At 63.2% G+C, this 836-nt stretch carries 1 pseudogene; it reads left to right on the forward strand.

Features of this window, described 5'->3' with window-relative positions:
• The first annotated feature begins 72 nt into the window (after nucleotides 1–72).
• Nucleotides 73–836: pseudogene (locus I7S92_RS22985) on the forward strand (IS5 family transposase).

Consider the following 836-nt stretch of genomic DNA (forward strand, 5'->3'; position numbering starts at 1 on the left):
TAGGCTGTGAACTCATAAACGGGATTTCCGCGGGTTCTGAAGCGTGATTCACTCGCCTCGATGGAGGTGGTGATGGCGCGTTTTGATCTTTCGGACTTCGAATGGGATCTGATCCGAGCGCTGCTGCCGGACAAGCCGCGTGGTGTTGCGCGGGTGGATGACCGGCGAGTGCTGAACGGGATATTCTGGGTGCTGAGGACCGGCTCGCCCTGGCGCGATCTTCCGGAGCGTTACGGCCCGCCAACCACCATCTACAACCGCTTCAATCGCTGGGCTAAGGCAGGCGTCTGGGTCCGGGTCTTCGAGACCCTGGCCGAGAAATCGCCAGACAGCATGCTGTTGATCGACAGCTCCATCATCCGGGCGCACCAGCAGGCGGCGACCCTAAAAGGGGGGCGCATCACGCCCTTGGTCGTTCTCGTGGCGGATTGAGCACCAAGATCAATGCGATGGTCGATGGGCGGGGTCTGCCTGTCGCCATCACTCTCTCGGCGGGCCAGGCCTCCGACAAGGCGGCGGTGGCCGATCTCCTCGCGATGCATCCCGCGCCCGGCGACGTGGTCGCCGACCGGGGCTATGACGCCCGCGCCGTCCTCAACCTGATTGCCGCGCGCGGTGGCAGAGGGCACATCCCGACCCAGCGCGACCGCAAGGTCCAGCGGACGGTCGATCCGGCGCTCTATCGCGAGCGAAACCTCGTCGAACGCTTCTTCAGCAAGCTCAAGCAGTTCCGAAAGATCGCAACCAGATACGAAAAAACCGCGACCAACTACCTGGCCGCCGTCCTTCTCGTCTGCTCAAGACTATGGACCCGCGCTTATGAGTCCGCAGCCTAG

It is taken from the genome of Tabrizicola soli (assembly GCF_015999335.1).
GTDB classification, from domain to species: Bacteria; Pseudomonadota; Alphaproteobacteria; order Rhodobacterales; family Rhodobacteraceae; genus Tabrizicola; species Tabrizicola soli.